The organism is Microbacterium sp. (assembly GCF_036277215.1).
Lineage (GTDB): Bacteria > Actinomycetota > Actinomycetes > Actinomycetales > Microbacteriaceae > Microbacterium.
In genome coordinates, this window is sequence record NZ_DASUNI010000100.1 from 1 (window position 1) to 7511 (window position 7511).

General features: G+C 70.3%; 2 protein-coding genes. Both read left to right on the plus strand.

The features are described from left to right. Positions 1 to 423 precede the first annotated feature (423 nt). Positions 424 to 3963: a hypothetical protein gene (locus VFX99_RS05090; protein WP_329665232.1), complete on the plus strand. Its 3540-nt coding sequence runs from the start codon at positions 424 to 426 to the stop codon at positions 3961 to 3963. A gap of 6 nt (positions 3964 to 3969) precedes the next feature. Next, positions 3970 to 7511, plus strand: a 3542-nt coding sequence (locus VFX99_RS05095; RefSeq protein ID WP_329665233.1) for a SpvB/TcaC N-terminal domain-containing protein, incomplete at its 3' end; no start/stop codon positions are given.

Here is a 7511-nt window from a genome sequence, read left to right on the forward strand (position 1 = left end):
GAGACGTCCAATGGTCCACATTCGCCGCTCCGTCCGGATGCCGGCGGTTCGCCATTTCGCGGTGACCTGGTCGATTCCCGATGACTTCGGCGGCGTGCTGGAGAACCCGGGGGGCTTCGACCTTCTCGTCGTCCTCTCGGGAAGCCAGGCGCGCGACCTCCGCCGCGAGATCGGATGGCACGACCGGGCCATGCGTGCGGTAAGCGGTGGCGTGGGACGGCGGCCGGCCCCAGTATCCGTAGACCCTTCCGCGGTGACACGAACGGCCGGGCCGCCTGCAGAGTCGACGTGCGTTCGAGTACTGGCGACGCCCCGTGGCGAGGTCTATATCTATGTATCAGGGCGGATGCCCGGACCTCCTGCTATTGGAGACGACGGCTGTCGCATGCGGGCGCCGCGATCCGACGCGGAAGGCGGTTCATCATGGCCCGATCCATTCAGCATGCGGCGAATTTCATCACGACGATGGATGTGCGACCGCTTCGCTACGCCGACCTGACGGTCAACCCGGCGAACTCCGCCGCGATGGCCGTCGAGGCCATCCGAGGACTCCTGCGTGAAGCATCCGATGCTGCCGCGAGAGGCAACCACGGCGCCGCGCTGCGCCATTACAAGAACGCGCAGGCCTCCTGCTACGCGTTGCTGAATCCGGCTGTCAAGCCGATCCAGGTCATGATCGACGATCGCATCCGGCTTCCCCTCGGCCGAGCCGTCGAATCCGCCTTCACGACCGCGACGGTCAAGCTGATGGAGGTGATGCGGCCCGACGTCGTCGCCCCGCAGCGCACCATCGTCACCGAGCCCCTCGAGGCCGACGTGAACATCGGCTTCACCGCTTTGGGCTTCCGTCCTCAGTCCGCGACGCTCGCCGCCGACATAGACGCCGGCACCCGGCTGCTTGCGCAGGGCGATGCCGCCGCCGCGATTCCGCTGCTCGAGGGTGCGGCCGCCGACATCGGCGACGACGAACCCGCCATCAGGGCGGTGGCCCTGCTCAACCTGTCGACGGCGCTCCTCGGTGTCGGAAGCAACGATCGTGCCGCCGAGGTGGCCACCCGCGCCGCGGAGGTCTTCGAATCCACGGGTGACACTGCCGGTGCTGCGCAGGCGCTGCACTCTTCCGGCATCGCCGCCGCCCGCAGAGGTGACCAGGCCACGGCGGAGGCGCAGTTCGCGGTCGCGAAGGAACGGCTCGCCACCCTTTCCTCTTCGCCCATCGAGGACGGTGAGCCCGCCGTCGGCGGACTGCGCGTCGGCCACCGGCTCCGCGCATTCGGAGGCTCACCGGTCGCCGAGCGGCTGCTCGTCGGAGACGGGAACGGGGCTGCCGTCACCTTCACGCAGCCCCTCCGGGAGTTCCTCCGCGGCGCGCAGGGCACCGACGACGTGAGCGAGCTGGCGTACATCGGCGAGGCCTCCGCCGCCGTGGCCCCGTTGCGCTGGCTCGACCGCCAGGAATCCTTCGTCAGCCTCCCGATCGACCAGCTCAACACGCCGGTGTCGCGTCGCGACGCCTGGACGGTCGGCATCCCCGTCGCCGATCGGGTCGTCGAGCTGCAGTGGCGCCAGGGCGCCGACGCTCCTTTCGACACGCTCGTCGCCCAGGTGTACGAGCCCCGCAAGGACATCCGCCTCATCCCCCACCTGGTGCCGCCGATGGATTCCGCCGCCACCACGGCGAGCTACCTCACCCACCTCTATGCCTTCGTGATCCCGATGGGCATCGGCGACAGCTATCAGGGACTGGGCGACTACGCACGAGCCGAGGAGCATTACCTCGACGCGGCCGGCTACACATACCTGAACCCCGAACTCGAGGCTCCCGGCTTGTGGGTCAAGCTCGCCAGGAACACGCTGCTGTGGGGCGACAGTCTCTTCAAATACGAGCGGGTCGACGAGGCACGCGACGTCTACGCCAAGGTCGCCCGTGAGGACGGAACGACAGATCCCGCGGCCCCGCTGTACGCGACCGCGTCACTCGCGGCTGCGGGCGCCGTCGCGGCGACGGTGCTCGCCGACCCCGACAACGTGCCCGAAACGGTCAACCCCGCCGTGGCGGAACTGGTCCTCACCGTGCTCGCCCGCTGGGCGAACATCCGCGGGGGCCTGGACTTCTTCGGCCTGACGAACACGCCGACATTCACATTCGAATACCTGCAGCAGGTGGCACGCGGCTTCGCACAGCAGGCGATCCAGGCCGAGCGCGAATACATCAACTTCACCGTGCAAGCCGAGGCCGAAGCATCCGCTCGTCGAGACCTGGAGAGCGCCCTCGCCCTCGCCCAGACCGAGGCGGCGACCCAGCAGGCGCTGGCCAAGGCCGCGGCACGGGATGCGGCGGCAGCCCAGCGTGCGGTCGAGTTCGCCCGGGTGCGGCTCGACAACGCGGAGCGGGCGCGAGTCGAGTATGAGAGCGCCGGGTACTGGCAGTACACCGCCCAGTCGATCGCCACCGCGCACGGCGCGGGCAAGGACTGGTACGAGAGCGAGATCCGCGAGCTCGCTCAGGAGATCGAGTCCGGCTCCTGGTCGGGCGATGCGGGCAAGCTCGCCGCCGCCGCCACCCTGATCGGCGGCCAGAAGTCCTACGAGTATCAGCTCAGCCGGATGGATGACCAGATCCGGGAGGCACAGGCGGGGCTCCCGATCGCCGACGCTCAGCGCGATGCCGCGAACGCCCGCGCGCAGGCTGCGAGCTACCAGGCACACGCGGCGAACCAGCGCCGAGCGATGGTCGCCGATGCGCTGAACGCCTTCGACGACGAGGTGTTCACACCCGAGCTGTGGACGCGGATGGCCGGCATCGTCCGCGACATCTCGCGGGCGTACCAGTACTGGGCGATCGCGGGTGCCAAGCTCATGGAGCGGGCTTACAACTTCGAGACCGACAGCGCGCTGTCCGTCATCCGACCCGAGTACAGCGTGCCCGCGACCGGCGACCTTCTCGGGTCCGATCTGCTGCTGCGCGACATCGACTCGTTCACCTACCACTTCATCTCGGCGGTCGCCAAGAAGGAGTCGCCCGCGAAAGAGGTGCTCTCGCTGCGCAACGAATACCCATTCGCGTTCCGCGACTTCCTCACCACCGGCACCCTCAGCTTCGACACGTCGCTCTACGACTTCGACCGCCGTCATCCCGGCACATACGGCCAGCGGCTCGAGGCGATCGAGGTCGAGATCGTCGGGCTCCTGCCGGCGGGCGGCGTGCGGGGAACGCTGCGCGGCGGCGGGATCTCGTACTACCGCACGGAGGACGGCGGCCAGCGCACCCGGGTGCACGGCGTGGACACCATGGTGCTCTCGGACTACACGCTGCGTGGTGACGCCTACGTGTTCCGGGCGGACGTCAGCCGCCTCGGCCTGTTCGAGGGGCACGGGATCGCGACCAGCTGGGAGCTGACGCTCCCCCCGGGCAGCAACAACCTCGACTACCGCCTGATCTCGGACGTGCAGCTCGTGCTCTATTACTCGACGCGGCACAGCGACGATCTGCGCAACGCGATCCTCGCGGCGCCGCTGCGACCGGGTGAGGACATCCACGTGCGTGACTTCGCACTGCGCTACGACGTGCCCGAGGCGTGGTTCGGCATGCTGCAGACCGGCACACTGGCATGGCGGATGAGCGCGGACTCATTCCCGCGCAACGAGACGCAGCTCGAGACGGCCGCCCTCGCGCTCGTCCTCGAGGGCGCCGAGGGGGTTGACCTCTCCGGCATCGACGTGACGATCGACCTGCCCGGCGAGGACCCCGTGACGCTGACGACGGATGCCGCGGGTTCGATCTCGGCCGACGCCGGCAACGCGCTCGCCGACGCGATGGGCGACAAGGTCCTCGGCGACTGGAGGATCACGATCGAGCCGCCCCAGAACAGTCCGCTGCGCACCGATCGCGGCGGGCTGGACCCGACGCTGCTGCGCGGCGCGACGCTGGTGCTGCAGTACCGCTTCGACTACCGGAAGTAGACCGCGATGGAGACGACATCCGGCGCGGACGGAAGCCTGTTCGGCGCTCGCGGCGGCGGCGGGCTCCGACCGCTCGGCGACGCCTTCCAGCCCGACCTGCTCCGCGGAACCGGCAACTACGCGATCCCCTTCGACGTGCCCGCCGGACCCGGCGGCATCCGGCCGAACCTCGGCATCCGGTACTCGACCGGCCAGGGCAACGGCCCGTTCGGGATGGGCTGGCAGTTGTCCGGCATCCTCTCGATCGTCCGCGGCACCGACACCGGCGTGCCACAGTACGACGACGACGATCCGCTGCTGCTCGGAGGCGACCGGCTCATCGACGTCGGCGACGGGCGGTGGCGGCCGCGATCGGACACGCAGTTCTGGGACATCCGCCGCGAAGGCGCCGGCTGGCGCATCCGCACGAAGGACGGCCGCGCGTTCGTGCTGGGCGACACGGCGGCCTCTCGGATCGAAGACGCCGGCCGGGTGTTCGCCTGGTACTGCAGCCGGGAGACGGATGCCGCGGGCAACGAGATCTCGTACACCTACCGCCGCGACGGCGGACAGCTGTACCTGCAGACTGCCTCGTGGGGCATCTTCGGGCTGGAGTTCGTCTACGGCGAGCGTCCCGACGCGTTCACCACGACACGGTCCGGCTTCGCCATCACGACGGGCCTCCGGTGCAATCGGGTCGAGCGGCTGTGCACGCGGACCGCTCCCCCGCTCGTCGGGGACTTCACCCTCGATTACGACGAGGCGACGGGTTCGGGTCTGTCCCTCCTGCGCCACGTGCGATACGACGGCATCGCCGCCGACGGCGGCCGTGATCCGCAGCCCCCGCTCGGATTCGGATACAGCGGGTTCGGTCTCGATCCGCGCCTGCTGACCGTAGGATCCGACGACGAGCTGCTGCCGATCGGCGCCGCGGACGCTGCGCTCGTCGACATCGACGGCGACGGACTGCCGGATGTGCTGCAGACCGGAGCGACCGGGCACCGCTGGTGGCGCAATCGCGGCGACGGCACCTTCGAGGGCGCACGCCGGATGCCGGGCGCTCCGGCGTCTCTACGACTCGGTGCGCCGGGCGTCACCTTCGCCGATACGTCCGCGGACGGCAGCGCCGATCTCATCGGCGTGGGCAGCCGGGTCCACCGGGTCGCGCGCAACCTCGCGAACGGCGAGTGGGGCGAGGGACCCCAGGTGCCGCGTCGACAGGCGACGCTCGCGGTGAGCGGCGCGAGCAGCCGGTTCGTCGACCTCGACGGCGACGGCGTCACCGACGTGCTGCAGTCCGGTCCGGGAGGGCTCACGATCTTCTACGGCGACGGTGACGCGTCGTTCGACTCGACCGAGTTCGTGCCCCGCGGTGCCGGTGGAGCACCGGAACTCGGGCTCGACGATCCCGGGGTCTTCGTTGCGGACTTCGCAGGCGACGGCATGCGCACGCTCGGAGAGATTCGCTCCGGACTCGTGCGGTACTGGCCGCACCTCGGCCGCGGACGGTTCGGCCCGATCGTGGAGATGGCGGACCCGCCGGTCTTTCCGCGTCTGTACCGGGAACGCAACCTGTTCCTCACGGATGTCGACGGCGACGGCACCACTGACCTGCTCTATGTCGACGGTGACCGCCTGCTGGTCTGGCTCAATCGCTGCGGCCGCGCCTGGAGCGCACCGATCGAAGTGCCGTTCGCGCCGCCTCCCGATGTCGCGACGCTCGAGCTGATCGACCTGCTCGGCACCGGCACTCCGGGACTGCTGTGGCGGCGGCGAGGCACGTCCGCACCCCGCTACCTCGATCTGGCCGTCGGCGACGGGGCGGGCAAGCCCTACCTCCTCGACAGAGTCGACAACGGCTGCGGCCTGAGCACCGAGATCTTCTACGCCGGCACGACGACGCTGCGCAACGGGCACGCGGGCGGCGGTGGCGACCGCTGGGGAACCTACCTCCCGTTCCCGCTGCAGGTGGTGCGCACCCTGCTCGACCGTGATGCGATCACGGGCGCCATCGCGCGCACCGATTTCGACTACGAACGCGGCTGCTTCGATCCGCTCGACCGCGTCTTCCGCGGCTTCGAGGCGGTCGAGGTCACCCGCGTCGGCGAACCGGGCATGCCCACGACCGTCCGGCGGACCTCGTTCCATCTCGGCGACACCGGAGGCCCCGCGACCGCGGTACAGCGCGACGAGACAGCGCGGACGCGGCTGCACGCACTCGCGGGCGCCACGGTCGGCGTCGACCTGTTCGTCCTCGACGACTCGGGGGCGCGGCATCCGATGAACCGCACCCGGATCGAGTGGGCCGCTCGCGATGAGTTCACGGATGCCGGGGGCGCTCGCGTGTGCTTCCCGCACCTGGTGTCTGCGACCTCGACCGACATCGCGGACGGCGGGCGCGACCGCGTCGAGGAGACCTCGTATGCATACGATCGGTTCGGCAACGTCGTCTCCAAGCGCCGTGCGCTGCGGTTCGACGGCGACGCGGAGAGCAGGAGCACGATCCAGGAGATCACCTACGTCGCCGACGAAGCGTCGTGGCTCGTCGGCCTGCCGACCCGCATCACCACGCGCGACGGCGACGGTGCGCTGCTGGGCGAGGAGAGCGTGCGCTACGACGGCCCGGCGTTCCAGGGGCTTGCCGAGGGGGAGGTCACCCGGGGCCTGATGACGCGCCGTATCGAGATGATGCTCGTGGGCGACCGGCTCCCTGCCGGTTACGCGGTGCGCATCGGCGCGGACTGGGGGCTCACCCGGATCGGCGAGAACTGGTTCCGCACGATCGAGTCGGTCCAGCGCGACGCCGCCGGGAACGTCGTGGCCCAAGCCGATCCGACCGGCGGCCGCACCACCATCGAGTACGACGCTGATCGCGTGTTCCCGGTGCGCAGCGTCGATCCGCTCGGCCGCGCCACGACGGCACGGTTCGATCCGCGCACGGTGCAGCCGCTCGAGGTGACCACACCCGACGGCGTGCGCACGCGCTACGAATACTCCGCGTCCGGCCGGCTCGTCGCCCAGTTCGACACCACCGCGGACGGAACCGAGGCGCTGACCGGCTTCTCGGCATCGCACGCGTACGACCCGTCGACGCCGCAGCAGCCGGCGCACACCGTCTCGGTTCGACCCCGCACGGCCGGGCGGACGGTCGCCGAACTCGCGCAGGCCGACCCCGCGGCGATCGCCGACGCCGCCGTCGAGATCGTCTACGTCGACGGGCGCGGGCAGACGGTCCAGCGATCCGCCCCTGCCGGTAACGACCGCGGCGAGTGGGTGATCGGGGGACGAGCCCGGCGCACGCCGGACGGCGCGGCGCTCGAGGAGTTCCCGAACGACCTCGCCGCCGCTCCCGGCTACCGGGCCGAACTGCCCCAGGGCGCGTCGGTGCGCTACACCTACGACGGCCTCGGCCGCGGCGTGCTCATCGACCATCCGGACGGCGGCCGGCTGCGGGTCGCCTATCTCGGCGATCGCATGCTGCGGTGGGATGCCGAGACCGCCGATGATGAGGCACCCGTCGTCGAGCACTACGACGTGCTGGGGGCGCTCGTCGCCGTCGACACGCCCCT